We start from the raw sequence: 25,608 nt of genomic DNA, 5'->3' as shown, positions 1-25,608 counted from the left end.
ATGTGGATTAAAAGGATTTGGAGATATTAGTTACAATTAAGAGTAAAAATGCTTAAGGGAAGTTATAAATATATACTGTAAAATAATGGATAATAAAATAGTTGCCCACTTTTACTTGACTCAATCTAAAATAGAAAAAAATTTACAAGTATAAATTAGTATGCTATGATATTGTATATGTAATTTATGTATTAAGATAATGATATATGGAGGTAGTTCAATGACAAAAGGACAAATTGAAGCGAAATTAAGCGAAGCAATTAGTAAGTTTGAGATTGAACACATGGATAGAGGACCAGAAAAAATTCGCACAATTATATTTCAAGATTTAATAATAGTAAGACTTAAAGGTTTTTTGACTAAATCAGAAAGAAAATTAGCTCAGAACAAGGAAGGTATTGATTTAATAAAGAAAGTAAGGATTGCTTTATTTGAAAATGAAAGAGAAAATTTGGAACAAGTGATAAAATCTATAATAGATGTTGATATAATAAGCACTTATTCTGATGTGAGTACAAAAACAGGTGAAAAAATTATAGCTATAGTTGTAGATCAAAATATTGAAGAGAAATTTATAAATTAACATTGGAAGACGCTTGAAGGGTCGAAGACCAGTCAAAGGGTAAGCCAATAACAAGAACTCTAATAGTGGAGTTTTTGTTATTGGCTTTTTTTATTTTAAGTAGGAGTGTGAAAATATGAAGACAAGAGAAATATTTAGATTAAAACCACCATCAAACATAGGTATAGTTGGAGGGGGGCAGCTAGGGAGAATGTTGGTATTAGAAGCGAAGAGAATGGGATATAATGTAATTGTATTGGATCCAAAACCAAATTCACCAGCTGGACAAGTTGCTGATGAACAAATTATATCTGATTTTTCAGATATAGTTGCTTTAAGAGAGTTAGCTACAAAAACTGATGTAATAACATATGAGTTTGAGCATATAGATGTGGAATTACTTAAATCAATAGAAAAAGAAGGATACAAAATATATCCTTCATCTAATACCCTTAGAATGATTCAAAATAAATATGAACAAAAAACCATATTGAAAAATTTAGGTGTCAGAGTACCGATTTTTTATCCTGTTACTAATTTGGATGAATTGAAAGAGATATTTTATAAACTTAATGGAAAAATCGTCTTAAAAACTTCTACAGGTGGCTACGATGGTAAGGGAAATGTTATCATAAAGGATATTAATAAACTTGAAGAAGCGTATAAAGAACTTTGTAATAATGAATTGATAGCTGAGGAATTTATTGATTATATAAAAGAAGTATCAATAGTTATTGCTAAGAATCATGAGGGGATATCTTTTTATCCTGTATCAGAGAATATTCATAAGGATAGTATTCTTATAAAGTCAATAATACCTGCAAAAATTTCAAATGAAACTGAAAAAATAATTATAGGGATAGCTGAAGAAATTATTGAAGAAATAGATGATTATGGGATATTCTGCATAGAATTTTTTATTGATTCTAATCTAAGTGTTTTAGTTAACGAAATTGCTCCCAGACCACACAACTCAGGGCATTATACAATTGAAGGATGCATTACTTCACAATTTGAACAACTTATTAGAATTGTAACAGGAATGCCATTAGGTTCAACGAAATTAAGATTACCTTGTGCTATGTATAATATATTGGGGAATAATAGAGTTGATGGAGGATATTGTGTTGAAGGCATAGAGTCAGGTCTAGAGCTTGAGGATTGCTATGTACATTTATATGGTAAGTCAGAAACTGGGAATTTAAAAAAAATTGGGCATATAACAGCATTAGATTATTCTACTCAGAATGCAGATTTAAAAGCACAAAAAGCATTATCTAATATAAAAATAGAATTTTTAAGTATGTAAATTCAATCGATAAACACTGAAAGGGGAACCATAAAAATGAATGAAAATAAATCTAAAAATGTAATAGAACCACTAGTTGCAATTATAATGGGAAGCCAATCGGATTTGGAAGTAATGAAAATGGCTGCACATATAATGAGAGAATGTAAAATACCCTATGAGATAAAGGTTGTATCGGCCCATAGAACACCTGATAGAATGTATGAGTATTCAAATAATGCTGAGAAAAGAGGGTTAGAGGTTATTATTGCTGGTGCAGGTGGGGCGGCACATTTACCTGGAATGGTGGCTTCTATGACACTTTTGCCTGTAATAGGAGTGCCAGTGAAATTAAAAGAACTAGATGGAATGGATTCATTATTATCAATAGTTCAAATGCCAGGAGGAGTACCAGTTGCTACTGTAGGAATTAATAATTCTAAAAATGCGGGTATCCTAGCTGCCAGAATATTAAGCATAAAATATCCTGAGATAAAAGAAAGATTAAAAGAATATATAATGAAAACGAAGGAAAATATAATATTTGATTTAGAAGATAAATTGATGGAAAGTTTAAGGGTGTATAGTGATGAAAAAAGTTAATAAAAGTAATATTAAAACTACACAAAGATGGTTATATGTAGTTTTGGGCATCGTTATTATGATGTGCTTAGGTACTGTATACTCATGGAGTGTTTTCAGACTTCCTATAGAGAAAGCATTTAATATAGGAACTACTAAAAGTGGACTTCCTTATATGGTTTCTTTAGCATTTTATGCAATTTTTATGTTAGTAACAGGTAAGTATTTAGACAAGTACAGTCCTAGGTTAATTATTTCCTTGGGAGCTATTCTTGTATCAGTAGGATGGATATTATCTGCTTATGCTTCAAACATCTATTTTTTAACTATCAGCTACGGTGTGATAATGGGTGCCGGGGTAGGTATAGCTTATGGCGTTCCTATGACTGTAGTAGCAAAGTGGTTTCCTGAAAAAAAAGGTTTGGTGGTAGGTTTTGTATTGATAGGATTCGGTTTATCACCCTTGGTTACAGCTCCTCTTGCAAGAAATCTAATAGAAATTTATGGAATAATGAAAGTTTTCTTAATATTAGGAATATCTTTTGGGGTAATAATACCGTTACTTTCCTTCCCTTTAAGATATCCTTATGATTCAGAGAATAGAAATATAGGAACAACTTCTAAGATAATAAATTATACAAGGGATATAAATACTATAAAAATGATTAAGTCTAAGAATTTTAAGGTGTTATATTTTAATTTTATAATTGGAACAGTCATTGGACTAATGTTAATTGGAATGACAAGCAATATTGGAATTGAATTAATAAAATTACCTCCAAAAACAATAGCACTGTTAATGTCTATATTTGCAGTTTTTAATGGAATAGGTAGACCAGCATTTGGTTGGATTACTGATAAGTTGTCATCTAAAAAGGCCATGCTAATTTCTTATGTGTTAATTAGCATAGCAGCAGTATTGATGCTAGTAGCAAAGGAAGGAAGTGTAGTCTTATTTGCCATAGCTTTCTCCATATTTTGGTTTAATCTAGGGGGTTGGCTAGCTATTGCTCCAACTTCGACTCTCGCTATGTATGGAACAAAATATTATAGTCAAAACTATGGTGTTGTATTTACTGCATATGGAATAGGTGCGATTATTGGGGTACTGGCTTCGGGTTTGATGATGGATGTTATTGGAAATTATAATTCTATATTTTATTTTGTACTTGGTTTATGTACTATAGGGATATTATTTTCGCAAAGAATGATAAAACACAATGGTATTAAGTAGGCAACTGAAAAAGTTAACTTATTAAGAGCATCTCTTATATCTTTTTAATAGGAAAATACTAGAAAATATTGGTTTTTACCTTGGAGTATGATATCTTATAATTATAAAAGAATGTGAGGTATATTATGAAAAAAGTAGAAGATTTTTATAAAGAAAAAATAAACAAAAGTGAAAAAGAAATTAATAAATTAAGTAAGCTTATATCATATATGGGTTGGGGTAGACTAATCATTTTAATTGGAGGATTAACCTTATCATATAAGTTATATAAAGATATGGGATTTTTTAATGGTGTAGCAGCTCTAGTTGTAACAGGGATTTTATTTTTTATTGTTGCACTAATGCATGGTAGGATAATGATAAAAAAAGAGAAGCTAGAAGTTGTTGTTGAATTCAATGAAAAGGGTTTAAAAAGGTTAAATGGAGAGTATAGAGAATTTAAAGACAAGGGAAACGAATTACTTGAGGAAGGTCATCCCTTTGCTGAAGATCTAGATATCTTTGGGCAAAACTCATTATTTCAAATGATAAATACAACAAGAACTCTTTCAGGAAGAAGAAAGCTAGGAGAGATAATCTCTTTGAAAAAATTACCTGCAAAAAATCAAATATTAGAGAAGCAACAGGCCATAAAAGAGCTAGGAGACAAGATAGAATGGAGAGAACAGCAATATGTTAATGGAACCTTTAAAAAGAAAAAAGGCGAAGAACTTGAAGAACTTATTAAGTGGAGCACAGAGGTGGCTGCTTCAGATCTTTCCAGAATTATTGTTTCTTGCATTTTTATAGCGATTACTATGGCAATGATTTTTTTAGCAATTACAAAATATATTCCAATATCCTTTTTAATATTAGATTTAATGGTTAACTTTGCAGTAATTAAGATTCTAACTAAGGATAGGGGCCAGGTTATAGAGTTATTTCATTCAATAAAAGATAGTGTTAAGGCATATTCAAAATTATTAACTCTAATTGAAGAGGAAGAGTTTCAAAGTCCATATCTAAAAACATTGAAAAATAAGCTTAAAGATAATTCGAATATTTCTTGCAAGGATGAGATGAAACGTTTAGTTCAGTTACTGGATTGGGTTGGAGATTCAGCTGGAAATGCATATTTTTTCATACTTAATGTTATTGCCTTTGCTGATATATTTATCTTGTTTAATTTAAATAAATGGAGAGATGCAAATGGAGAAAAAATAGAAAAATGGCTCCAAGTTATGGGAGAGTTTGATGCTCTTTCAAGTATATCAAATCTTAGCTTTGAACATAAAGAATGGTGTTATGGAGAGATAACTGAAGAAACTAAAGTCAAAGGTACCTCTGTTTCCCATCCTTTGATTGGAGGTAGGGCCATAGATAATAGCTATGAGTTAGTAGGTTCAAAGCAAATAACTCTTATTACAGGGTCTAATATGTCTGGTAAAAGCACTTTCCTTAGGACTATAGGTATTAATATTGTCTTAAGCTATATAGGAGCTCCATGTTGTGCTAAAACTTTCTCTTGCAGTATTATGAATATATACACTTGTATGAGAACCAAGGATAATTTAGAAGAAAGCATATCATCTTTTTATGCTGAAATTTTAAGAATTAAGCTTATAATTGAGGCATCAAGGCGAGGAGAAAAATTATTTTTCCTATTAGATGAAATATTTAAGGGAACTAATTCAAAGGATAGACATACGGGTGCAACAGTTTTAGTTAAACAATTAGTAGAGAGTGGCGCAGTAGGTTTATTATCAACTCATGATTTAGAATTATGTAACCTTGAAGAAACGATGAAGGAAGTAGATAACTATAATTTCAGAGAATATTATGAGAATAATAAAATAAAATTTGATTATAAGTTAAGGAAAGGAAAGAGTACAACTCAAAATGCTGTTTATTTGATGAAACTTGCAGGAATTGATATTTAAAGTTTAGAGTTGAGAGTTGGGGGCTATTTGTGATAAAATAAGATAGTATGGGAAGAATTTTACTAGAGATGTAAAGGGGAGAAATATGAATATAGCATTTTTTCTTACACCGAAAAATGAATTAGTGTGTGAAAATTCAGAAGCAACAATGAGACAAGTGATGGAAAGAATGGAGCACCATGGGTATACTGCTATTCCATTAATTGATAAGCAGGGCAAATATGTTGGGACATTAACAGAAGGGGATCTTTTATGGAAGCTTAAAAATACACCTGAATTGAATTTTAAAAATTCTGAGGTAGTAAAGGTAAAGGATATTCAAAAGAGAGTAGACCATAAAAGCGTTTCAATAAGCGCGGATATAGAGAGCTTAATAAGCCTAGCTGTTAATCAAAACTTTGTTCCAGTTGTAGATGATAATGGAATATTTATAGGAATAATAAAAAGAAGTGATATAATAGAATATTGTTTTAATGAATTAAAGAAAATTAAAAAATAAGGAGATAGGCTTAAATTAAGCCTATCTCCTTTAATAATTATTAATAATCAGATTGTTGAAATGTTTCAACAACAAAATCAAATTCTTCAGAGTCGGTAATTTCACCGAAATTATCGGATTTAATACCTGGATAGTAATAAAGAATTAATTTGTCATCAGAATCATGAAGATTTTCTAGTAGAATATTAAGCTTATCTAATTTGCAGTTTTCTACAATTGCAAGAACCTTATACTTGTTCATTTGACCACTATCATTATTTGTAAGGTCAATATTAAAAGTATCAAATGTTCTTACATTTCCCTTTTCTTTATCACAGGCTTTAATCAAAGAACCTTCTTTACAAGCTGAACAACTCTGAAATTTACATTCAAAGGAACAAGCTAAACATTGGCACTTTGAGCAACTTTCAAGCTGTTTAAAGGAAGAAGAATTTTTTGATTTAAAGTTTCTGAGATCCTGAGTGCTATCATCACCTTTTAGTCTATCAAAAAATGATTTTTTCTTAGAAGTAGACTCACTAGATGTAAGCTTATCCATATATTCATCTAATATACTAACCTTTGAGAAATATCTTCTTCTTTTTAATTGGGTTTCATCTATAAAAGGAGAAACTTCACTTATTGCATAAGTAATATCAGTAAAGATTTTACCCCAATGTCGTCTCTCTTCTTCTATAAATTCTATATCGTTAGCCATAAAACAATCTCCTATTTAGTAGTAGATCTATATTTCTCTAATTCAAGATCTAAATCTACATCATCTAATTTGTCAAATTCACTATCGAAGTCATCAATATCTCTTAAGTCTCCTAGACCTTGAGCTAATGCCTCTTTTTTCGCAATATTTCTTTCAATATTATCTATTTGAATAGTATTTGATTTAGTTTTAACATCAGCTAAGATTTCATTAACTGTTTTAGATGCTTCAGCATTTGAATATCTTGCAGCAGCTTCATCTCTGTAATTTCTTGTTTTTTCAATTTCTTCTTGAAGACCTCTAAGATTTTTCTTAAGAGTTTCAGCTTGAATTTTAGATGATTCAAAAGTAGACTTTAAAGTAGTATATTTTTTATCGCTATCAACCTTTTTAGCTAAAGCTCTCTTAGCTAGTTCTTCATTTCCCTTTGAAAGAGCAAGTTTTATTTTTCCCTCAAAATCAGCACTTTCCTTTTGAGCTAAATTCATATTCTTTTCTAAGGCATGCACATTTCCTAAAACCTGTGCTGAATTTAATTTTGCTTTACTAAGTTGTTCATCCATATCCCTTAGTTTTTGATCTAATAACTCTATTGGATTTTCCGCCTCATCTAAAGTAGTGTTTACCTTTGCCTTAATCATATTTGACATTCTTGTAAAAATTCCCATACATGACCTCCTAAATTAATTATTTTCTTTTATTTTTCAGATAAAATTTAATTCCTAAAACAATAATAATGAATATTACGGCTAAAACAACAGTTGTAGAAGAATTACCTCCAGAGCCTCCAAAGAAGAACGGCATACCGAAGAAGGAACTGCTAGAACTGCTCCTAGATCCACCGCTGACGGTAGAACTACCTGAACCACTGTCGCTTGTAGTACTTTTAGAACCATCTGATGATGAAAAGGATCCTGATTTAAAATCACTACTTCCAGACTTTGAACTTGAAGAACTCCCTGATTTAAAACTACTGCTACTACTTTTACTACTTGAAGATCCACTAGATTTAAATCCAGATGATGATGTTTTGGCTTGTACTATTACGCTTTTGGCTTTATTGTTATCGAATAATGTTAGTGAATCAGTCCCAAAACTTGATAAGCTGAATACTAAAGCAAGTATAAACGTAATTAGAATCTTTTTGCCTGCTTTTTTAATACTCTTCACCCCCTTTAAATAAACTTATTATTACTATTATACAATAAAATATGGTTAAATGAATAATAAATTGTATTAATTTATGAAAATGTAAGGTTATAATAATTCTTACTTGTATAATAGGTGGTCTTCATATAAGATTATAATTATAAAAATTAAAAATAGGAGTGAGTGAATATGACAGATAAAGAAAATGAAATGAAAGAATTATTAGTAGATTATGATGTAAAGAAAATAAAGGAAGGGGACATAATAAAGGGTAAGGTTATAGACGTAGAGGAAAATCAAATTACAGTTAATATAGATTATGCTTTTGATGGTGTAATTACAAAGGAAGAGTTAACCCGTGAAGATGTAAGTCCTTTAGATCTAGTTAAGAAGGATGATGAATTTGATGTATATGTTATATCTCCTAATGATGGAGAAGGATATGTTGTTCTTTCAAGAGTTAAGGCTTTAGAAATTACAGAAAAAGTAGAATTAGAAAATGCCTTTAATAATAAGGAAATAATAACTGTAAAGATCAAAGAATTAGTAAAGGGCGGAATGGTTGGATACTATGGTAGTACAAGAGTATTTATTCCAGGATCACAAGCAAGTAGAGATAGAATTGAACTTGAAACTTTAGTTGGGAAACCATTAGAGGTTAAGATAATTGAATTAGATTTTAGAGACAGAAAACTTGTAGCTTCAAGAAGAGTTATAGAAATGGAACAATACAATAAAGAAAGAAAGGCTATTTGGGCAACAATCGAACCTGGACAAAAGAAATCAGGCGTAGTTAAAGGAATTGCTAAGTTTGGAGCTTTTGTTGATATTGGTGGAGTTGAAGGACTGATTCACATAACTGATTTAGCTTGGGAAAGAGTAAATAGAGTTGAGGATATAGTTAAAGTGGGAGATGAAGTTGAAGTTTTTGTTGGAACAGTTGATGTAGAAAAACAAAGATTATCTTTAATTCTTAAGGATAGAAATATGGAACCATGGAAAGTTCATGGAGATACTATAAAAGAGGGAGATATATTTGATGGAAAGATTGTAAGATTAGTTTCTTTTGGAGCTTTTGTTCAAATATTACCTGGAATAGAAGGGTTAGTACATATTAGTCAAATAACAGAAGAACGTATTGCGAAACCTGAAGATGTACTAAAAGAAGGTCAAAGTGTTAAGGTAAAGGTATTAAATATAGATAAAGAAAATAAGAAACTAAGCCTAAGTATAAAGGACGTAGTTGAATCAAGTTCTGAATACTTAAAATATAACGATAACGATAATGAGGTAGGAACAAGTTTAGGAGATCTTTTCAAAGATTTTAAATTTTAAGTTTTAAGTAAAAAAAGGGCCTGTTGCAAAATGATTTGAAAAAATCATTTTAGCAACAGGCCTTTTTTATATTATAATTTTTCTATTTTCATCATATTAGTACCACCAGTATGAGTTGTAGGCATACCAGCCGCTATTATAATGTCATCGCCTTTGCCGGCAAGGTTTAAATCATAAACGACTTTCTTAGATTCAACTAAAATATCATCAGTTGTATTAAACATGTCACATTTTGTTGGTAGAACTCCAAAATTTAATGTTAAACCTCTTCTAACATTTTCATATGGGGTTATTCCAACTATAATACACCTTGGTCTATATTTTGAAAGTAATCTTGCTGTAGAACCACTTTTTGTTGCAGCAACAATTACCTTTGCATTTAATGCAACAGCTGTTCTACATGTAGAATAACTAATAGCATCAGCATACTCTGTTAAGGAAGATTCAGCTAAAGATTCATTTAAATGATCATAATCTAAATTAGCCTCAGCTTCTAGCGCTATCCTTGACATAGTTTGTGCAGCTTCTGTAGGGAAGCAACCAGACGCACTTTCACCAGAAAGCATAATAGCATCAGTTCCATCAAATATTGCATTACAGATATCTGAAGCTTCAGCTCTAGTTGGTATAGAATTTCTAATCATAGAATCTAGCATTTGAGTAGCTGTTATTACAGTTTTACCAGCTTTTCTACACTTTTTAATAATCATTTTTTGTATTATAGGAACTTTTTCTATAGGGATTTCTACACCCATATCGCCTCTAGCTACCATAACACAATCTGTAACTTCTATAATGGAGTCAATGTTTTCGACACCTTCTTGATTTTCTATTTTTGCAATAATTTGAATGTGTTCTCCATTATATTTTCTAAGTACTCGTCTAACTTCTAATATGTCACTTGCTTTTCTTATGAAGGATGCAGCAATAAAGTCTACTCCCATTTCACAACCAAAAGCTATATCTTCAATATCTTTTTCTGTAATAGATGGAAGTTGAATTGTAACGTTAGGAACGTTAACTCCCTTATGGTTTTGAATTAAACCACTAACAATTGCTTTACATTTGATTTCTTTTCCAACTACATTAACAATCTCAAATTTTAATAGACCATCATCTACAAGAATACTTCCACCAGGTCTTACATCCCTATAAAGTATGTCGTAGGTAATAGAACATTTTGTATTATCACCTAATATTTCCTCACCACAAATAAATGAAAAATCTTGACCCTTTTCAATCTCTACTCCATCATTTATGAAGTTATGAGTTCTAATTTTAGGCCCTTTGATATCCAAAATAATTGCAGTAGGGGAGTCCATGTCTTCTCTGATTTTCTTAAGTAAGACAATTTTCTCTTTATGAGATTCATGTGTTCCATGGGAAAAGTTTAACCTTGCGGCACTCATACCAATTTTAATAAATGTTCTAAGCATTTCTTCTGTATCACTAGCTGGTCCGATTGTAAAAATCATTTTAGTTTTTTGCATAAATTATATATCCTCCTCCAAAATATGGTGATTAGTTTATCTTAGTATTAATAAAATAAAAATATTGAAAATTTTAATTAATATTTATTAGATGATATACTAAGACTAATCTTAGTATAATATTAACATATTCAAGAGGAAAAGGAGTGCAAAAATGAAAAATTTACAGAATTCTAAAGCTACTTTGGTTTTTAAATATTTTCAGGAGATATCTGATATACCTAGAGGGTCAGGTAATGAAAAACAGATAAGTGATTATTTAGCTGATTTCGCTAATAAACTTGGTCTTGAGGTAATTCAAGATAAAGCCTTAAATATTATAATAAAAAAGCCAGCTACAAAGGGATATGAACAAGCGCCTACAGTAATAATACAAGGTCATATGGATATGGTATGTGAAAAGAATATTGGAACTGACCATGATTTCGAAAAGGATCCATTAAAGCTTGAAATAAAAGGAGATAAAATATATGCAAAGGGAACTACATTAGGGGCTGATGACGGAATAGCAGTGGCATATGCAATGGCTATTTTAACTGGGGATAAAATAGAACATCCTGCTTTAGAGGTGTTAATAACAACAGATGAAGAGGCAGGAATGACTGGTGCTATTGAGGTTTCTAAGGATGATATTAAAGGGAAAATTCTTATAAATCTCGATACTGAGGAAGAAGGATTTTTATTAGTTAGCAGTGCTGGAGGTATAAGGACCAGTTCTTGTATTAAAGTAGAGCTAGAATCTATGGAAGACGAGAAAATATTTCATATTGAAGTAAGAGGATTAAGAGGCGGTCATTCAGGTAGTGATATTCATAAGGGAAGAGGAAATGCGAATAAATTATTAGGAAGAGTTCTTCAAGAGACTTTAGACAATATTAGCTTGAATTTAGTTTCGATAAGTGGAGGATCTAAGAATAATGCTATCCCTAGAGAAGCAGATGCTTTTATAACAGTTAGGGAAAAAGAAGAGGAAAAATTATTTAAGATAGTAAATAATTTTAATGAAATATTTAAAAATGAATTTCAGGCCCAAGATTCAGGAGTTATTGTCTCAATAAAAGAAGAGAAAAGTATCTTCAAAAATAAGTTTACAAATAAATGTACTGAAAAGGTAATAAACCTATTGTACCTATATCCGAATGGAGTCAATACAATGAGTGCTAATATAGATGGATTAACTGAAAGCTCAACAAATTTAGGAGTTTTAGGAATTAAAAATAATGAAGTGGAGTTTGATAGTGCAGTTAGAAGTTCTGTTCCATCTTTAAAAGAAGATATAGTTTCAAGAATGAAATTAATCACAGAGATTATAGGAGGAACCTTTACGACTAATGCGGGTTACCCTGCTTGGGAATACAAGAAGGACTCTAAAATCAGAGAATTGTGTATTGATGTTTATAAAAAACATTATAATGAAGATCCGCAGGTTTATGCAATTCATGCTGGTGTAGAATGTGGATTGTTTGAGGAAATATTAGGAAGTTTAGACATGATAAGTTTTGGACCTGATATAATGGATGCTCATACCCCACAGGAAACTTTATCAATTAGCTCAACCGAAAGAGTGTGGGAATATTTAGTGAAAGTATTAAAAAATATAGATAATAATTATTAAATTAAAAAACTCTATCTGCATAGAAGTGCAGGTGGAGTTTTTTTAGTTTTAATAGAGTGCTACATAATGAATAATGAAGTCCCATTGGTAATATATATATATTAGAGTCTGTTTAAGCTAGATATCTAATTACAAACGAAGTAAAATTATAATTAAATATATAAGGGGGAGAATATGAGGTACACAAGATATGATTATAAAAGGAAAAAAGGAGATAGCTTTGTCTGGTGGCTATTACTTATTATTATATTATCAATTGTTATTGGGATAGGTGTTTACAATATATTCTTGATAGGTGGAAATGAAAGTAATGGCACTACATCTAATGAGAAAATAATATCTACAGAGGAAAATAAATCATTTACTGCAATTCAATGTGGATTATATGCAAATGAACAAAGTGCACAGGAATTACTGAATACAATACCAGAAGAATATGGTGCTTTTATAGTACAAGAAGCTGGAAAATTTAAAATTATAGCAGGAATTTTCATGTATGAGGAAGCAGAAGCAAAAATCAATGAGCTTGCAGCAGCGAATATAAGTAACTTTAGAATAAAATATGATATACCTATAGCAGATACAGGAAGTAAGATTGAAGGTGAAATAATTCAAGGATATATTAAGATAATAAATAGTGTTTATGAAAAAGATGTTAAAAGTATAAATACTGATGAATTCAAAGCTTGGACAGAGGAAGCTTCATCAAAAGTAAGCGATAATGAAGAAATTAAATTATTAGTAGAAAACATTAAAAATTTACCGGAGGAATATAATGAAGAATCTAGCAAAGATTCTCTGAATTTTCTTTATAATATATTAATAAAATACAAGATTAGTTAAATTATTAAAAAAAAATTACAATCATCATAAATAGAAAAACTCACTTGTTTAAGATTCTATTAAATGATAAACTATGTTAGGTGTAGTAATAGGTTCAACTATGCTACGCCTATTATTATGTTATTAAAAGTATTGAAACAGTGTTTAAAAATAAAATTAAAGGCAATACTTTTAAAGTATAAACTATGGGAAGTGATAGGTTGAAAATAGTATTGGCTTCAGCTTCGGAAAGAAGACAAGAGTTACTAGGACGATTAGTAGAAGAATTTACAACCATGATAAGCAGCTTTGATGAAGATACAGTAATGTTTAAAGGAAATGTTTCAAAATATGTGGAAGAAATAGCTTTAGGTAAAGCAAATGATGTTATGACTAAAATTCAAGAACCTTCCATAATAATAGGAGCAGATACTGTGGTAACTCTAGAGAATAGAGTGCTGGGTAAACCTAAGGACAAGATAGATGCTTGTAATATGCTTAAAAGCTTAAGTAATAAAACTCATCAAGTTTATACAGGGGTTGTATTAATAAATACTGATAATAAAAAGATTCTTAAGGAATCTATAGTTACAGAGGTTACATTTTCTAAGCTAACAGATAATGATATAAATTCTTATATCCAAAGTGGAGAATATATAGATAAAGCTGGAGCTTATGGTATCCAAGGTAAAGGCGGTATATTCGCAAAGGAAATAAGAGGATGTTATTACAACGTCGTAGGATTACCTTTAAATAAGTTAAATCAAATGATTAAAGATATATTTTAAATTGGGATGGGAGACTTATTTTTAGGAGTGAAATAATGGACAATGATTTAAAAATAACAGATATCCCAATGTCAGACAGACCTGTAGAAAAGTTAATTGCTTTTGGACCAGAGATATTAACAAATACTGAGTTATTAGCAATAATACTTAGATGTGGTATCAAAGGTGAAAATGTGTTGACTTTAAGCAAAAGAGTTTTAGCTCAATTAGATGGGTTAGATGGAATTAAAGAAGCCTCATATGCAGATATAACTAAAATTAAAGGCATAAAGAAGGTAAAAGGATCACAAATTTTAGCTTTAGCAGAACTTTTTAATAGATTTAATACATTAAGGACAAATATAGAAAACATAAAGGTTAAATCACCAAAAGATATTTCGAATATGCTTATTAATGAAATGTCATCCCTTAACCAAGAAGTTTTAAAACTTATAGTATTAAATACTAAAAATAAAGTAATAAAGGTAAGAGATGTATTTAAGGGAAGTCTTAATTCGTCTATTGTACATCCAAGGGAAATATATTGCGAAGCTATAAAAAGTGGTGGAGCATCTATTATAATATGTCATAATCATCCTTCAGGAGATCCGTCTCCAAGTAAGGATGATATAAATATAACCCTAAGAATAAAAGAATGTGGTAAAATAATAGGAATTGAATTGTTAGACCATATTATTATTGGCGATAACAAATATATTAGTTTAAAAGAAAAAGGAATTATATAAAGGAAAGGGGATAAAAATAATGGGTTTTTTCGGAAGTAGTAAAGACATGGGAATAGATTTAGGAACAGCTAATACGTTAGTATTTGTAAAAGGAAAGGGGATTGTACTAAGGGAACCATCAGTTGTAGCTATAAATAACGTTACAAAAAAGGCTCTAGCTGTAGGAACCGAAGCTAAGAATATGATAGGTAGAACACCTGGTAATATTATTGCTATAAGACCTTTAAAAGATGGAGTAATCGCAGATTTTGATATAGCTCAAACAATGTTAAAAACTTTAATTGAAAAAGCAACAAACAAAGGATCATTTAAGAGTCCAAGAATAATTATTTGCTATCCATCAGGAGTAACTGAAGTAGAGAGAAGAGCTATAGAAGAAGCAACAAAGCTTGCTGGAGCAAGAGACGTTATACTTATGGAAGAACCAATGGCAGCAGCTATAGGAGCTGGATTACCAGTAAGTGAACCAACTGGTAGTATGATAGTTGATATTGGTGGTGGAACTACTGAGGTAGCTATTATTTCACTTGGAGGAATTGTAACAAGTAAATCACTAAGAGTTGCAGGAGATGAATTAGATCAAGCTATAATTGCTTACATAAAGAAAGAATACAATTTAATGATAGGTGAAAGAACTGCAGAACAAGTTAAAATGGAAATTGGATCAGCTTACAGAATTGATGGAGAAGAAACCACAATGGAGATAAAAGGTAGAGATTTAATTACAGGTCTACCAAAGATAATTGAAGTTTCAGAAGTTCAAATAAGGGAATCTTTAAGAGAGCCTGTTTATGCAATAATCGAGGCTATAAAAACTACCTTAGAGAAAACACCACCTGAGCTTGCAGCAGATCTTATGGATAAAGGAATAATGTTAACTGGTGGAGGCGCACTATTAAAGGGATTAGATGCTTTGATTAATCGTGAAACCAATATGCCTGTACATATTGCTGAGGCACCACTAGATTGCGTAGTCCTAGGAGCTGGAAAAGCTCTTGAGAACTTTGATAAGATTAGTAGAGAAGAAAGATAAAAAATGAAGTTTTTGAAAAATAAACTGACAGTTACTATAATAGTGCTGTCAGTTGCATTTTTAGGGCTAATTATCTTTACGGTTAGTAAAGATACTAAGGGATTAGAAGGCTCTGCAGGAGATGCTTTAAATCCACTTCAAAAAATTGGATATACAGTAAGTAGTGGAACTAAAAACTTTGTTGATTTTTTCTTGAATTTTTCAGATGTTAAAGAAGAAAATAAAGAAATAACTAAGGAGAATAAAGAGCTGCAAAGTGAATTAACACAAAAATCTGATTTAGAAGCTGAAAATGAAAGGCTAAGAGCTTTATTGGACTTTAAAGAACAAAGAGATAATTATAATTACATAGCTACTAATATTATGGGTTTTAGTGGTGGAGGAATTATAGATGGATATATAGTTGATAAAGGTCAGGATGATGGAATAGAAAAAGGAATGGTAGTAATTGCAGCTAATGGATTAGTTGGAAAAGTATCTTCTGTAGGTAGTAATTGGTCAATAATTCAAGCTATTATTAATGAGAATATAAAAGTTGGAGTTATGGTAGAGAGTACTAGAGAAAGTGGTATTTTAGAAGGTTATACAGATAACTCTAATAATAATTTAGTTAAGGTTACGAATCTTCCTATTGATTCAACAATTAAACCGGGAGATAAAATTATCACCTCAGGAGTTGGAGAGCTATATCCAAAAGAAATTCAAGTTGGTGAAGTAATTTCAGTAGAAGAAGATAGAGTAAGTGTAATGAAAACAGCTATAGTAAAACCAACCGTAGACTTTAACAAGCTTGAGGAATTATTTATAGTAGCTCCAAAAGATACAAGAGTAATTAAGTACGACTAAGAGGTGGACTATGAAAAAAAGAATAGTATTAGTTTTATTGGCAATTTTTTTATTAATAGTGGATAACTCCTTTGCACCTTTTATATCAATAAAAGGTGCTTGGCCGAGCTTCTTGTTTATTTTCGCTATTGCGTATTCTATAATTAATGGGCCTAAGGAAGGAATGATTATAGGTATTATTGCTGGATTACTACAAGATATATTTTTTTATGATGGTTTTGGAGTAAATACTTTGATTAACATGATTTTTTGTTTTACAGCGGGAAATATAGGAGAAGATATATGGAGAGAGAAGAGTCTAATTCCTACTATAACTGTTTTTATTATGACTATTTTAAAGTACTTAGTAGTATTTATAATTTTTTATCTACTTAAAATTCATATTGATTTTTTTAGGGGCGTAATTACAGCTTTTTATAATGCTATAATTATGTTAGTTATATATAAGGTTATATTTAAATTTTTCAACAGGGAAGATATTCGTCGTACATGGAGGTTCTAAATGATAGTAAGTAGAGAAAAAAAGAAAAAAAAACCATCACGATATACTACATTTATAGTAATTATGTCGTTAATATTTACAATAATGATTATAAAACTTATTTATATTCAGATATATAAACATGAAGATTATCAAGATCAAGCAAATACAACAGCTACTAAATTTATTTCAGAAAAAGCACCTAGAGGGATAATATATGATCAGAATGGAAATATTTTAGCGACTAATACACAAACTTATGCCATGACCTATACAAGTACAACGGAAGCAGATACTGCTTTTTATAAAACTGTTGATGGATTTTTAGAAATTCTTGCACAAACTGGAGAGAGTGTTCAAGATGAGCTAATACTACAGCTAAATGATAAGAATGAACCATATCTTAATTTTAAAGGGACAACATCTAGTGCTCAAGAAGCTGAAGAGATAAGATTTAAAAGAGATAGGGGACTTAATGAGGATATTGAAGAAGAGCTATACGGTACGGATATAGAGGATTTATCGGATACTCAAATAAGTGCGGTAAATGAAGAGTTATTGAAGATATCCTCAAAGGATGTATTTTATTATTTGGTTAAAAGTTATGATTTAATAAGTTTAATTAATCCAGAACCTACTGAAGAAAATTCAACGGAATATGAAGAAAAGTTAAAAGAATATAAAGCGAAAGTAAAACAATATGATGCTATGACAGATGAGGAGATTACATCAATACTAGCAGAAACGTATTCTTATTCGCAACTTAGAAATTATATGATGATAAAAGATGCAATTAAAATGCAAAGTTTTAAAGGATTTAAATCTGTTACTTTAGCAAAGAACATAGAAGAGAATACAGCCTTTATTATATATCAAAAGCTTAATGATTTACCTGGTATAGATGTAACTCGTGAGCCTACAAGGACTTACCCATATGGTGTATTAGCTTCATCTGCAATAGGGTATATATCTTCAATAGATAAAACTAATGAAGAACTATATGACCTTAGAGGATATGATGCATCTACAGATTTAATAGGTGTTGCCGGCATTGAATCTGCCTTTGAAGATCAACTTAAGGGAGTTAAGGGCGGGACAACCGTTAAGGTTAATTCAAAAGGAAGAGTTACAGAAACATTATTTGAGTTAGAATCTTACCCAGGAAGTAATGTACACCTAACTATAGATAAAAATGTACAATATGCTGCAGAGCAAGCATTGGCAGATACAATGGCAGAAATCAGAACCAACTCTGATGGAGGTAACACTTTTAGTGGAGCTAATAGAGGCGCTGTTGTAGCCGTAGAGGTAAATACAGGGAGAGTACTAGCAAGTGTATCCTATCCTAATTATGATCCTAATATTTTCGCTGTGTCAGGACAATTAACAACAGCGCAAAATCAGCAATATTTTAGCCCGGATTTAGATACCTTTGGAACAAATCTTATAAATTCCAAGGGATTAAATAAGACTGTTGATGAGCTATTTCCTATGAGTGATGGAATAAGAACTGATCCAAATGATTTATATCCAAGATCATTTTATAATTATGCAACCCAAGGATTCGTTCAACCAGGATCAACATTTAAGCCAATGACAGCATTAGCTGGAATTGAGAGTGGAGCAATTGATGCAACTACTACAATTGAAGATAAAGGAATATTTAATGAACATTCAGATGTCTTTGGTAAAGACTTTGGACCAAAATGCTGGATTTATGCACAGAGTCATGGTAATCATGGAACAATAGGAGTAGAGAAAGCCCTAGAGGTATCTTGTAACTATTATTTCTATGAGGTAGCATTTAGGTTATATCAACAAGCTGGTTCAAGTACTGAAGCCTTAGATTCTTTAGCAAAATACGCTTGGAGATTTGGTTTAGGAACTGACCCTGATGGAGAACAAAAACCAAGCACAGGAATAGAAATAGAAGAAAACTTTGGGCAAGTATATAATTTTAAGTCCTTTAAGAATAAATCAATAGTATATGCTAAATTTGAAATTAGAGATTTTTTAGAAGCAGGTGTCTATAATAATGGAACAAATTTTGTTCCAGTTGATTATTCCGATAGTGAAGATGATAGCGAAAATCTTAAGGAAGCAAAAACTGCTTTAAAGGCTAAAATAACAGATAGATTTAATGCTATTGGAATAGGTGATGAAGAATCTAATCCTGATGAGTATGCTAAAATTATTTTAGATGATGTAAAAAAAATACTAGAACTTTCACCCAAGTATGAAGAAAATGTTAAAAGCTATGAGAGTTCAGGAAAAGGAACAGTAGATATTGATGCTCAAGCTAAAATAGTAGCAAGAGTAATAGCAACCTACGTTACAAGTGATAAACGTACGGAAATTTTGTCTCCAGCACAGGAAGTTTATGCTGCTATAGGCCAAAGTATTAATGCTTTTACTCCAATGCAATTAGCTCAATATATATCTACCTTATCCAATGGGGGGACTAGATATAAATTGCATTATGTAGATAAGGTAACCGATCCAGATGGAGAACTAATTAAAGAATATATCCCGGAAGTTTTAGATAAAATAGAGATAAAGGATTCCACACTACAAGCGATTAAAAATGGTATGTCAAAGGTTAATAATGATGAAGATGGTACTGCCTCAACTGCTTGGGATGGTTTCCCAACATCAATACAAACTGCTGGGAAAACAGGTACAGCAGATTTTGGTGATGGTGAGAAACAATATGAGGTTGGAAGAGCACCTTTTGCTACCTACATCAGTTTTGCACCAGTAGATAATCCGGAAATCGCAGTTGTTACAGTTGTCTATGATGGTGGTCATGGTGGTTATGTGGCTCCGGTTGCAAGAGCTGTATATGAAGCTTATTTTAAAGAGAGGATTTTACAAAGTGATCCTAATTATGCTTCAAAATCTCCATCTTTCCAAAAATATGTTGTAGGGGTAAAACCAGATAATAAGATAAATAAATAATTGTAATTAGCGAAGTTAGAAAATAATCTAACTTCGCTTAATTATTGTTCGAGAATTTTTATATATTTTTAATTATAAACTGTAAAATAATGATATACTTAGAAAGAAAAAGTTTTATAAAGAAGGAAATTAGAAGTTTTTATTGAATTAGTTATAAAGCCAGACATTTTTGGTGGAGGTTATCCAATATGGAAGAAAGTGGAATACTTATTAAAGGAAATAAGAATGGATTAAATGCACTGGTGGACATAGATAAGTTTAGTGGATTTGATGAAATGCTTAGGTTTCTTACAGAGAAATTATCAAAGGGCAAAAAATTCTACAAAGATTCAACATTATACATAAATATAGACATAGCATCTATTACTGAAAAGGATATGAGTAACTTAAAAGACATATTACTTAAGGAAATAGGGGTAAAAGAAATAATTATTGAAGAGAAAGAAATAAATGAAAAGGATAATAATTTCTTTAGCGGTATTTATGAAGGAAAAACAAAATTTATAAGAAAAACAGTTAGGGGAGGACAAAGTGTCAATTTCCCAGGTAATATAGTGATAATTGGTGATGTTAATAGTGGTGCAGAAGTTTATGCTGGAGGAAATATTATAGTTCTTGGCAGTGTTAAAGGGAATGTATTCGCAGGAACTACTGGGAATGATAAAGCTATTATTGCCTCTTTTTTACTACAACCAGAGATATTAAAAATAGGAGATATTATAACAATTTCTCCAGATGATGGTGAAACACCAAGGTATCCAGAAGTGGCAAGTATAAAGGATAATGCCATTATTGTTGAACCTTATTTAACTAATAAATATACATATTAATGCGTGGAGGGATATTTAGATGGGAGTGTCAATAGTAATTACATCAGGAAAAGGTGGAGTGGGCAAAACTACTACAACTGCAAATATAGGAACAGCATTAGCAGCTTTAGGCAAAAAGGTTGTTGTTATAGATGGAGATACAGGCTTAAGAAATTTAGATGTATTAATGGGATTAGAAAATAGAATTGTTTATACAATTATAGATGCCATAGAAGGAAGATGTAGGCTAAAGCAAGCATTAATAAAGGATAAAAGATTTCCTAATTTATGCTTACTTCCAACAGCTCAAACTAGGGATAAAGATGATATTAAGCCACAACAAATGCTGAAAATAGTACTGGAACTTAAGGAAGATTTTGATTATGTTTTAATTGATTCTCCAGCAGGTATTGAGCAAGGCTTTGAAAATGCAGTAATAGGAGCAGAAAGAGCTTTAATTGTAGTTAATCCAGAAATAACATCTGTTAGAGATGCGGATAGAGTTATTGGGAAATTAGATGCTAAAGGTCTAGAAGATCATGGCGTTATAGTTAATAGATTAAATTATGAAATGACTAAAAATGGAGATATGCTAGATGTTTCAGATATAATTGAAACATTATCTGTAAAGCTCATGGGAGTTGTTCCAGATGATAGAAATATAACTATTTCTACAAATAAAGGAGAGCCAATAGTTCTTGAAGAAAATGCAAGAGCTGGACAAGCATTTAGAAATATTGCAAAAAGAATTACAGGAGAAGAGGTTCCATTAATGGATTTAAGTCCTCGCTCAACAGGATTATTTGGTTCATTAAAGAAACTATTCGGTCGTAATTAGGGGGTGGGGTTAATGGGTATTTTTAGTAGTTTTAGTCACAAACAAAAACCAAAGGATGTAGCTAAGGATAGATTAAGGTTAATTCTTATTCATGATAGAGGGGATATTGCACCAGAAATAATAGATAAGATGAGAATGGAAATATTAGAGGTTTTATCTAAGTATATTGAAATTGAACCTGAAGATGTTGAAATAGCAGTTACAAAGAGTGATGAATTAGAAGGGGATGGAGTAGCTTCTTTAATAGCTAATATTCCTATTAAGGGTTTAAGAGGAAGATAAAACATAATCTAGGTAGAATATTTAATAGATAATAATATCTGTTAGGTAGTCTACTTATTTTTCTTTATAGATAAAAGCTTATTAATTATTTATGATATTTAGTAATATTAGTGTTTTATTATGGAGAAAAAGGAGAGAATAATATATAATAAAGATGTTATTTATATAGAGATGGAGGTAAAATTTTGTTTAATGAGAAGAGTCGTTTAAGTAAGTTTAAATTAGATTTTAGGCTTATTAGAGAGATTGATACAGGACTATTAATAGCTACTATACTTTTAGTTTTATACGGTATATTTAATATATATTTATGCACTAAGGGTGACCTTAGTGCATATGGACCATTCTATTATGTGAAAAAACAGAGTATGTCGTTTGTTTTATCAATGGTAGCCTTATACATATTTGTGGCAGTTGATTATAGAATTATGTATAGATATATTACAATCTTTTATTGGGGTTCTGTTGCTTTACTTATAGCAGTGTGGATACCTTTTATAGGGGTAGAAGTTAATGGTGCACGTGGCTGGATTACATTAGGAATAGGTAATTTGCAACCGGCAGAGGTGGCAAAATTTGCTATAATATTAATGGTTGCTAAAATCCTTGATGAAATAGATTGTGAAGTAAATAATATTAGAAATATAGGGAAGATATTAATTTACGTTATGATTCCTGTTTCTCTGATCCTTTTTCAACCTGATATGGGAATGACTATGGTTTGCTTTTTTATAGTTCTTGGTATGATTTATGTAGCAGGCCTTGATAAGCGGATAATATTGGGAGGTTTTCTTGCTATATTTTTAGCAATTATAGTTTTATGGAATACACCGTTGATACTTCCTCATCAAAAGGCTAGAATCGCAAGCATTATGAATCCTGATCCAGATAATTCAGCAAATGGATATCAATTAAATCAGTCTTTAATTGGAATTGGATCAGGAGGACTTGCTGGGACGCAGCCCTCATTAGATTCAGAGATTGCGCCTGGCTATACAGGTACTCATGTACCAGAAATTCAAACGGATTTTATATTTGCTGCAATTGGTGAGCAATGGGGTTTTGTAGGAATTATGTTTTTGCTAGGTCTATATGCAGTATTGATTACCAGGATGGTTAATATAGCACGGAAAGCTAAGGATAGGTTTGCATCTCTTGTCTGTATAGGCATTGTGTCTTATTTTCTATTTGCAATAACCCAAAATATTGGTATGACTATTGGTCTTCTACCAATAACGGGTATAACGTTACCTTTAATTAGTTATGGAGGAAGTTCTCTTTTAACAACAACCATGGCAGTAGCATTAGTATTGAATATAGGAATGAGGAAAAAGAAAATACATTTTTAAAAAAGAATGGGAGGAAAAGTTTATGAGAATAGCATTGATTGCACATGATAACAAAAAAGAAGAGATAATTAATTTCGTCATTAGGCATAAAGAGATATTAAAAAAGCATGATTTAATTGCAACAGGAACCACTGGGAAAAGAATTTCAGAGGAAACTGGATTAGAAATTAAAAGATATTTATCAGGACCATTAGGTGGAGATCAGCAAATTGGTTCAAGAGTGGCTGAAGAAAAAGTGGACATGGTATTCTTTTTAAGAGATCCATTAACAGCTCAGCCTCATGAGCCAGATGTGTCAGCACTTATAAGGATTTGTGATGTGCATTCGGTTCCAGTAGCAACTAATATAGGTAGTGCAGAGTTATTAATTAAATCAATTTAGATTAGGCACAATCAAAATATACATTGCATCTTTGGTCTGTTATTTCTTTTCATGTGCCTTATAAATAGAAGTACTAAAATTTAGTACTTCTTTTTTTTATATTAAAAGTAGTATACTCATATTTTCTATAACATAAATATATACTTAATAAGAAAACTTTTTGGAGGAGAAAAATGGGAAATTATAGAGCGCAGTATGAAAAGTACTATGGTAGTGTAAAAGGAAAAACTTCAGGATCAAAAAAACGAGGACAGGGATATGGATCTAATGGTAAAGATAGAGCCGAAGGGCCCCAACAATTAGCAGGAAAGTTACTTAAAAAAATCATGTGGCAACTTGTAGGAGCCTTAGTATTAGTATTACTAGTACTTGTAATTAAGATGATTCCATTAGAAGGTACAAAGGAGGCCTATATAGTTTCAAAAGAAATGATAGATCAAGACTTTGATATAAGTGAAACTGTAATGGCAATTAATATAGAAGGAGCAGAGGGATATAAGGAACAGGCTTTAGATTATATTGATGAGATTAAGAGTTTAGTTGTAGGAGACAAAACCTTGAAGGAAAAAATAAAAGAAGATTATGTAGTTCCAACCCTTGGAACTATAAAAATGCTAGATGATACAAATATAGGTATTGCCATTCTTACAGATGGAGATAAGGATATAGCAGCAGCGTTTGATGGTACAGTTACAGAAGTAAAAGAGGAGGCAGATGGAGGTGAAAAGCATTTAATTATTGATCATGGGAATGGAATAGAAACTTATTATGGACTTCTTTCATCAATAAATGTAAAAGAAGGAGATGTAATTAGCAAAGGAGAAAATTTAGGAAAGTCAGGAGTAATTGATTCGAGTAACACAAAGGGAGTTGTATTTAAAATTATCTATATGGGGCTTGAAAAAGATCCTAATGACCTTATGGATTTATCGTCGTTACAGAAAGTTTAGTCATAAGCAATATAATAGGAGTAAGATATGAAAAAGAAAACTAAAATCTTACTACTCCAATTTGCTACTTTGATAGTTGTATGTAGTTTAAGTAGCAAATTACTACTAGGATTTGTTTGGGTGATATTGCATGAAGCAGCTCATATCTTAGTTGCAAAAGGGTTTGGTATAAATCTATTTAATATATATCTTCATATAACAGGGGTCAGCGCGGAGATAGGTGATCTAGATGAGTTAAGTGAAAATAAGAGATTATTGGTATTTCTAGCAGGACCTTTGTTTAATATGGGGGCAATTATTATATTAATTTGGCTAAGAGATAGCTATAATATTGTTCTCGGAGAAGGCAGTATATTAATAAATATAGGACTTCTGATTTTTAATTTATTACCTGCTTATCCTTTAGATGGAGTAAGAATATATGAAATTATTCTAGGGAGAAAAAAGTTATATAAAAATATGAAAAAAATATTGGTAAACATAAGCTTCGGAGTAGTAGGGACTCTTACGGTACTATTCATTTTAACAATATATATACATAAGGCTAACTTTAGTTTATTACTGGCAGCAATATTAATAGCATATTCAACTTTTTTAGAAAAAGAAAAAACCATGTATATACTAATGGGAAATATAATAAAAAAAAGAAAAAAGTTAATCAAGGAAAATTATATAGAGAATAAAAGTATTTCAGTATATTATAAAAGGGATTTAGTTAAGGTCTTGAGTTTAATAGATAGAAATAAGTTCAATTCTTTTTTTGTACTAGATGAAGAGCTGCAGCTTCTTGGAATTATTTATGAGGATGAACTCATAAATGCCCTTAAGAATTACGGTAATATGACTTTAGAAGAATTCGTTAAGAAAAAACATATATAACTGAAAGTAAGTCTTATCGTATGAGACTTACTTTTATTTTATATAGTATTGGGTACTTTTTCATTTTCTATATTCCTATAGATGTGATAAAATATA

General features: G+C 30.8%; 26 protein-coding genes. 22 read left to right on the top strand and 4 right to left on the bottom strand.

Annotated elements, in window-relative coordinates; all coding sequences use genetic code 11:
• The first annotated feature begins 220 nt into the window (after positions 1–220).
• The 6 genes from CLVI_RS08895 (at position 221) to CLVI_RS08870 (ending at position 6,084) form a co-directional block, all read left to right on the top strand.
• Positions 221–583 carry a Na-translocating system protein MpsC family protein gene (locus CLVI_RS08895; protein WP_106059776.1) on the top strand — a complete coding sequence of 121 codons (363 nt, stop codon included), beginning with the start codon at positions 221–223 and terminating at the stop codon, positions 581–583.
• Positions 584–698: 115 nt separating this feature from the next.
• Complete coding sequence (locus CLVI_RS08890) at positions 699–1,871, top strand: 5-(carboxyamino)imidazole ribonucleotide synthase (protein WP_106059775.1); 1,173 nt, start codon at positions 699–701, stop codon at positions 1,869–1,871.
• Between the two features lie 36 nt (positions 1,872–1,907).
• Positions 1,908–2,453 carry a 5-(carboxyamino)imidazole ribonucleotide mutase gene (gene purE, locus CLVI_RS08885; protein ID WP_106059774.1) on the top strand — a complete coding sequence of 182 codons (546 nt, stop codon included), beginning with the start codon at positions 1,908–1,910 and terminating at the stop codon, positions 2,451–2,453.
• Positions 2,440–3,666 (top strand): L-lactate MFS transporter, encoded by a 1,227-nt coding sequence (locus CLVI_RS08880; RefSeq protein ID WP_106059773.1) that lies wholly within the window; start codon positions 2,440–2,442, stop codon positions 3,664–3,666. Before purE ends, CLVI_RS08880 begins: the two co-directional genes overlap by 14 nt.
• 125 nt (positions 3,667–3,791) lie before the next feature.
• Positions 3,792–5,585, top strand: a complete 1,794-nt coding sequence (locus tag CLVI_RS08875) for a MutS family DNA mismatch repair protein (protein WP_106059772.1) — start codon at positions 3,792–3,794, stop codon at positions 5,583–5,585.
• A gap of 85 nt (positions 5,586–5,670) precedes the next feature.
• Positions 5,671–6,084: a CBS domain-containing protein gene (locus tag CLVI_RS08870; RefSeq protein WP_106059771.1), complete on the top strand. Its 414-nt coding sequence runs from the start codon at positions 5,671–5,673 to the stop codon at positions 6,082–6,084.
• Between the two features lie 40 nt (positions 6,085–6,124).
• Here the strand turns inward: CLVI_RS08870 and CLVI_RS08865 are convergent, their stop codons facing one another.
• The 3 genes from CLVI_RS08865 to CLVI_RS17265 are packed head-to-tail and all read right to left on the bottom strand — an operon-like array spanning position 6,125 to position 7,951.
• Entirely contained in the window at positions 6,125–6,781 is a 657-nt protein-coding gene (locus tag CLVI_RS08865; protein ID WP_106059770.1) for a DUF1292 domain-containing protein, read from the bottom strand.
• An 11-nt stretch (positions 6,782–6,792) separates the two neighbouring features.
• Positions 6,793–7,449, bottom strand: a complete 657-nt coding sequence (locus CLVI_RS08860) for a PspA/IM30 family protein (RefSeq protein WP_106059769.1) — start codon at positions 7,447–7,449, stop codon at positions 6,793–6,795.
• A 19-nt stretch (positions 7,450–7,468) separates the two neighbouring features.
• Complete coding sequence (locus CLVI_RS17265) at positions 7,469–7,951, bottom strand: hypothetical protein (protein ID WP_146127317.1); 483 nt, start codon at positions 7,949–7,951, stop codon at positions 7,469–7,471.
• A gap of 168 nt (positions 7,952–8,119) precedes the next feature.
• Here CLVI_RS17265 and rpsA point away from each other — a divergent pair, with 168 nt between their 5' ends.
• Positions 8,120–9,265: a 30S ribosomal protein S1 gene (gene rpsA / locus CLVI_RS08850; RefSeq protein ID WP_106059767.1), complete on the top strand. Its 1,146-nt coding sequence runs from the start codon at positions 8,120–8,122 to the stop codon at positions 9,263–9,265.
• A gap of 71 nt (positions 9,266–9,336) precedes the next feature.
• Here rpsA and pyk read toward each other — a convergent pair whose 3' ends face one another.
• Positions 9,337–10,755, bottom strand: a complete 1,419-nt coding sequence (gene pyk / locus CLVI_RS08845; RefSeq protein ID WP_106059766.1) for a pyruvate kinase — start codon at positions 10,753–10,755, stop codon at positions 9,337–9,339.
• 154 nt (positions 10,756–10,909) lie between these two features.
• Here pyk and CLVI_RS08840 point away from each other — a divergent pair, with 154 nt between their 5' ends.
• The 15 genes from CLVI_RS08840 (at position 10,910) to CLVI_RS08770 (ending at position 25,512) form a co-directional block, all read left to right on the top strand.
• Positions 10,910–12,370 (top strand): aminoacyl-histidine dipeptidase, encoded by a 1,461-nt coding sequence (locus tag CLVI_RS08840; protein ID WP_106059765.1) that lies wholly within the window; start codon positions 10,910–10,912, stop codon positions 12,368–12,370.
• Between the two features lie 174 nt (positions 12,371–12,544).
• Positions 12,545–13,213, top strand: coding sequence for an SPOR domain-containing protein (locus tag CLVI_RS08835; protein ID WP_106059764.1), 669 nt, complete (start codon positions 12,545–12,547; stop codon positions 13,211–13,213).
• A 200-nt stretch (positions 13,214–13,413) separates the two neighbouring features.
• Entirely contained in the window at positions 13,414–13,980 is a 567-nt protein-coding gene (locus tag CLVI_RS08830) for a Maf-like protein (RefSeq protein ID WP_106059763.1), read from the top strand.
• Between the two features lie 35 nt (positions 13,981–14,015).
• Positions 14,016–14,705: a RadC family protein gene (radC, locus tag CLVI_RS08825; RefSeq protein WP_106059762.1), complete on the top strand. Its 690-nt coding sequence runs from the start codon at positions 14,016–14,018 to the stop codon at positions 14,703–14,705.
• Positions 14,706–14,724: 19 nt separating this feature from the next.
• Positions 14,725–15,738 carry a rod shape-determining protein gene (locus tag CLVI_RS08820; protein WP_106059761.1) on the top strand — a complete coding sequence of 338 codons (1,014 nt, stop codon included), beginning with the start codon at positions 14,725–14,727 and terminating at the stop codon, positions 15,736–15,738.
• 3 nt (positions 15,739–15,741) lie between these two features.
• Positions 15,742–16,584, top strand: coding sequence for a rod shape-determining protein MreC (gene mreC, locus CLVI_RS08815; protein WP_106059760.1), 843 nt, complete (start codon positions 15,742–15,744; stop codon positions 16,582–16,584).
• Between the two features lie 10 nt (positions 16,585–16,594).
• A complete protein-coding gene (mreD, locus tag CLVI_RS08810; RefSeq protein WP_106059759.1) occupies positions 16,595–17,086 on the top strand; it encodes a rod shape-determining protein MreD in 492 nt (163 codons plus the stop codon).
• A complete protein-coding gene (locus tag CLVI_RS08805) occupies positions 17,087–20,023 on the top strand; it encodes a penicillin-binding transpeptidase domain-containing protein (protein ID WP_106059758.1) in 2,937 nt (978 codons plus the stop codon).
• Between the two features lie 188 nt (positions 20,024–20,211).
• Positions 20,212–20,853 carry a septum site-determining protein MinC gene (minC, locus tag CLVI_RS08800; RefSeq protein WP_106059757.1) on the top strand — a complete coding sequence of 214 codons (642 nt, stop codon included), beginning with the start codon at positions 20,212–20,214 and terminating at the stop codon, positions 20,851–20,853.
• A 19-nt stretch (positions 20,854–20,872) separates the two neighbouring features.
• On the top strand, positions 20,873–21,670 hold the full coding sequence (gene minD, locus CLVI_RS08795) for a septum site-determining protein MinD (RefSeq protein ID WP_106059756.1): 798 nt from the start codon (positions 20,873–20,875) through the stop codon (positions 21,668–21,670).
• A 12-nt stretch (positions 21,671–21,682) separates the two neighbouring features.
• Positions 21,683–21,952: a cell division topological specificity factor MinE gene (gene minE, locus CLVI_RS08790; protein ID WP_106059755.1), complete on the top strand. Its 270-nt coding sequence runs from the start codon at positions 21,683–21,685 to the stop codon at positions 21,950–21,952.
• A gap of 185 nt (positions 21,953–22,137) precedes the next feature.
• Complete coding sequence (gene rodA, locus CLVI_RS08785; protein ID WP_106059754.1) at positions 22,138–23,301, top strand: rod shape-determining protein RodA; 1,164 nt, start codon at positions 22,138–22,140, stop codon at positions 23,299–23,301.
• Between the two features lie 22 nt (positions 23,302–23,323).
• On the top strand, positions 23,324–23,683 hold the full coding sequence (gene mgsA, locus CLVI_RS08780; protein ID WP_106059753.1) for a methylglyoxal synthase: 360 nt from the start codon (positions 23,324–23,326) through the stop codon (positions 23,681–23,683).
• Positions 23,684–23,856: 173 nt separating this feature from the next.
• Positions 23,857–24,633, top strand: coding sequence for a M23 family metallopeptidase (locus tag CLVI_RS08775; protein ID WP_106059752.1), 777 nt, complete (start codon positions 23,857–23,859; stop codon positions 24,631–24,633).
• A gap of 27 nt (positions 24,634–24,660) precedes the next feature.
• Entirely contained in the window at positions 24,661–25,512 is an 852-nt protein-coding gene (locus CLVI_RS08770) for a site-2 protease family protein (RefSeq protein ID WP_106059751.1), read from the top strand.
• Positions 25,513–25,608: the final 96 nt, after the last annotated feature.

The sequence above is a fragment of the Clostridium vincentii genome, from assembly GCF_002995745.1.
Taxonomy (GTDB): Bacteria; Bacillota; Clostridia; order Clostridiales; family Clostridiaceae; genus Clostridium; species Clostridium vincentii.
Note: the sequence above shows the minus strand (reverse complement) of the source record. Positions and strands in the feature narration are given on the sequence as shown.

Bases quoted from the DNA above. Each gene is read 5' to 3' on its own strand.
- CLVI_RS08805 (WP_106059758.1), top strand. From the start codon at position 17,087: ATGATAGTAAGTAGAGAAAAAAAGAAAAAAAAACCATCACGATATACT.
- CLVI_RS08865 (WP_106059770.1), bottom strand. From the start codon at position 6,781: ATGGCTAACGATATAGAATTTATAGAAGAAGAGAGACGACATTGGGGT.
- minC (WP_106059757.1), top strand. From the start codon at position 20,212: ATGGAAGAAAGTGGAATACTTATTAAAGGAAATAAGAATGGATTAAAT.
- CLVI_RS08870 (WP_106059771.1), top strand. From the start codon at position 5,671: ATGAATATAGCATTTTTTCTTACACCGAAAAATGAATTAGTGTGTGAA.
- rpsA (WP_106059767.1), top strand. From the start codon at position 8,120: ATGACAGATAAAGAAAATGAAATGAAAGAATTATTAGTAGATTATGAT.
- mreC (WP_106059760.1), top strand. From the start codon at position 15,742: ATGAAGTTTTTGAAAAATAAACTGACAGTTACTATAATAGTGCTGTCA.
- minE (WP_106059755.1), top strand. From the start codon at position 21,683: ATGGGTATTTTTAGTAGTTTTAGTCACAAACAAAAACCAAAGGATGTA.
- CLVI_RS08840 (WP_106059765.1), top strand. From the start codon at position 10,910: ATGAAAAATTTACAGAATTCTAAAGCTACTTTGGTTTTTAAATATTTT.
- CLVI_RS08895 (WP_106059776.1), top strand. From the start codon at position 221: ATGACAAAAGGACAAATTGAAGCGAAATTAAGCGAAGCAATTAGTAAG.
- CLVI_RS08880 (WP_106059773.1), top strand. From the start codon at position 2,440: ATGAAAAAAGTTAATAAAAGTAATATTAAAACTACACAAAGATGGTTA.
- CLVI_RS08860 (WP_106059769.1), bottom strand. From the start codon at position 7,449: ATGGGAATTTTTACAAGAATGTCAAATATGATTAAGGCAAAGGTAAAC.
- minD (WP_106059756.1), top strand. From the start codon at position 20,873: ATGGGAGTGTCAATAGTAATTACATCAGGAAAAGGTGGAGTGGGCAAA.
- CLVI_RS08775 (WP_106059752.1), top strand. From the start codon at position 23,857: ATGGGAAATTATAGAGCGCAGTATGAAAAGTACTATGGTAGTGTAAAA.
- mreD (WP_106059759.1), top strand. From the start codon at position 16,595: ATGAAAAAAAGAATAGTATTAGTTTTATTGGCAATTTTTTTATTAATA.
- radC (WP_106059762.1), top strand. From the start codon at position 14,016: ATGGACAATGATTTAAAAATAACAGATATCCCAATGTCAGACAGACCT.
- mgsA (WP_106059753.1), top strand. From the start codon at position 23,324: ATGAGAATAGCATTGATTGCACATGATAACAAAAAAGAAGAGATAATT.
- pyk (WP_106059766.1), bottom strand. From the start codon at position 10,755: ATGCAAAAAACTAAAATGATTTTTACAATCGGACCAGCTAGTGATACA.
- CLVI_RS08835 (WP_106059764.1), top strand. From the start codon at position 12,545: ATGAGGTACACAAGATATGATTATAAAAGGAAAAAAGGAGATAGCTTT.
- CLVI_RS08820 (WP_106059761.1), top strand. From the start codon at position 14,725: ATGGGTTTTTTCGGAAGTAGTAAAGACATGGGAATAGATTTAGGAACA.
- purE (WP_106059774.1), top strand. From the start codon at position 1,908: ATGAATGAAAATAAATCTAAAAATGTAATAGAACCACTAGTTGCAATT.
- CLVI_RS08770 (WP_106059751.1), top strand. From the start codon at position 24,661: ATGAAAAAGAAAACTAAAATCTTACTACTCCAATTTGCTACTTTGATA.
- CLVI_RS08890 (WP_106059775.1), top strand. From the start codon at position 699: ATGAAGACAAGAGAAATATTTAGATTAAAACCACCATCAAACATAGGT.
- CLVI_RS08875 (WP_106059772.1), top strand. From the start codon at position 3,792: ATGAAAAAAGTAGAAGATTTTTATAAAGAAAAAATAAACAAAAGTGAA.